We start from the raw sequence: 2,400 nt of genomic DNA on the forward strand, positions 1-2,400 counted from the left end.
TGAACTGCGTCGACATCGCCATCCCGAGGACAAACAGCGGCAGGATCAGCATCCACACCGGCATCGATGGCGTCTGCAACGAGAACTGCGCGATCATCAGCCCGATAAATACGGTGATCCCAACCAGCGTTTTCCGGTAGCCTAACCAGTTAAGGACCTGCGTCACCGTTGATTTGGCGATAATCGAACCGACGGCCGTCGGCGCCATCATGCAGCCAGCGATAATCGCCGGATAACCAAAACCGACCTGTAGCATCAGCGGCATCAGAAATGGTACACAGCCGGTTCCCAGGCGTGTGGCCAGGTTACCGGCAATGCCGACGGAAAAGGTACGCGTTCTGAACATCGGTAGCGCAATCAACGGGGTAGGATGACGGCGTGCGTGAAAAATGTAGGCTGTCAACAGCAGCAGGCTGAGGGCGACGATAGCCAGCGCAAGCCAGGTCGATACAATTTTTTCTCCGAACAGCTCAACACCGCTGGAAAATAGCACCAGGCTTAAGCCAAAAAGCAGAAAGCCAGTCATATCAAAACGACGGCGAGGGGTGGTGAAGTTCGGCATGTATTTACGCGCGTAAATCAGTCCGGCTACGCCGATCGGAATGTTGATAAGAAAAATCCAGTGCCAGGTTGCCCAGGTGACCAGAACCCCGCCGAGTACCGGGCCCAGTATCGGACCGACGAGCCCAGGCATTGTCACAAAATTGAGTACCGGCAACAGTTCGCTTCGCGGGTAGGCGCGTAATAAAGCAAGGCGGGCAACCGGCATCATCATGGCACCGCCAATTCCCTGAATCACGCGAAATACGACCAGCTCCAGCAGAGAGTTCGATAAGGCGCAGGCAAGGGAGCCCAGCGTAAACAGGCTCACGGCAACCATAAAGACGCGACGGGTGCCGAAGCGATCCGCCAACCAGCCGCTCACCGGGATAAGCATCGCGACCGTCAGGGTATAGCTGATAATGGCGGACTGCATGGCAAGCGGCGAACGGTTAAGGCTATGCGCAATGGCCGGGAGAGCGGTATTAAGGATGGTGGCATCCAGCGCCTGCATAAAGAAAGCCATCGCGGCGATCCACGGCAGACCGGCCATACTGCGTGCTTTTTTTTCTGTCATCCCCTGTCTCTTTATTCCTTAGCTGGCGTTTGGCGCCAGTAATAGCGCCTGGCACGCGGCGTATGCGCGGGGGCCATCGCTCTCCTGAATGGCATCCACAATGGCCTGGTGGAGCTCAAGTTTGACCACGTCATTTTGGGTGATAGCGGTAAAGTAGGTCTGGTAGACGGAGTGAAACAGCGACGCGAAGGAGGTCAAAAACGGGTTGGCGCTCATTTCATAGATCTGTTCATGCCAGGCCATGTCGACTTCAATCCAGCGCGGGCGGTTGAAGGCTCTCTTCAACTGAACCATTTCTTCCATTAGCGTATTGAGCTGCGCTTTTTGCTCCGCGCTGCCAAGCATCGCTGCCAGCATACAGGCCTGAGGTTCAAGGCTACTGCGCATGACGAGAAAATGCTGCACGACATCTTCGAAGTTATCTTCGGTCAGCCACCAGGAGAGCAGTTCTTTATCAAGAAAGTTCCAGTCGCTGCGGGGCATCACCCGGGTGCCGATGCGTGGACGCGGTAATACCATGCCTTTAGCCGTTAATGTTTTCACCGCTTCGCGAACGGCGGTACGGCTCACCCCGAATTGCTCGCCTAGCTCCATTTCTCCCGGGAGAATGCTTTCCGGCGGATATTCCCCTGTTAAGATTTTCTGGGCCAGTTTCTCCGCCAGAACCCAGGATATGTTTTTTTGAGCTGCAAGTTGCTGCGCGCTTAAGGACATAAATGTCATTCCTTTCTTCATTTTCCATTTCTAGTATGCCACTCAGCGCCGTTTTGCGGTGTTTAAAACAGCAGATAGCGCAATTAATGGTACTTTTGGGGTGGTTTTGGTGAAAAAAAACACGAACGGTAAAATTTTTTAAATTTCCTCTTGTCACTTCAGAATTACTCCCTATAATGCGCCTCCACTGACACGGAACAACGGCCTGCAAGCCGCCGGGTCAGCGGGGTTCTTCGGTGAAAATCAGCGATGAACACCACAGAGAAAAGTGAAAATAAACGCTTGACTCTGAATGAGGAAAACGTATTATACGGGACCTCGCAACGGTGAGCGAAAGCCGCGTTGCACTGCTCTTTAACAATTTATCAGACAATCTGTGTGGGCACTCAAAGTGACATGGATTCTTAACGTCCTCGGACGATAAATGAATACCAAGTCTCAAGAGTGAACACGTAATTCATTACGAAAGTTTAATTCTTTGAGCATCAAACTTAAATTGAAGAGTTTGATCATGGCTCAGATTGAACGCTGGCGGCAGGCCTAACACATGCAAGTCGAACGGTAGCACA

2 protein-coding genes and 1 rRNA gene are annotated in these 2,400 nt (G+C 52.6%); 1 reads left to right on the plus strand and 2 read right to left on the minus strand.

Annotated elements, in window-relative coordinates; all coding sequences use genetic code 11:
- Positions 1 to 1,117, minus strand: a 1,117-nt coding sequence (locus JO226_RS06820; RefSeq protein ID WP_293535906.1) for an MFS transporter, incomplete at its 3' end; no start/stop codon positions are given.
- Between the two features lie 18 nt (positions 1,118 to 1,135).
- Positions 1,136 to 1,831 carry a FadR/GntR family transcriptional regulator gene (locus JO226_RS06825; protein WP_293535908.1) on the minus strand — a complete coding sequence of 232 codons (696 nt, stop codon included), beginning with the start codon at positions 1,829 to 1,831 and terminating at the stop codon, positions 1,136 to 1,138.
- A gap of 493 nt (positions 1,832 to 2,324) precedes the next feature.
- Here JO226_RS06825 and JO226_RS06830 point away from each other — a divergent pair.
- A 16S ribosomal RNA gene (locus JO226_RS06830) occupies positions 2,325 to 2,400 on the plus strand; the annotation flags it as partial.

It is taken from the genome of Pluralibacter sp., assembly GCF_019237635.1.
Lineage (GTDB): Bacteria > Pseudomonadota > Gammaproteobacteria > Enterobacterales > Enterobacteriaceae > Enterobacter_B.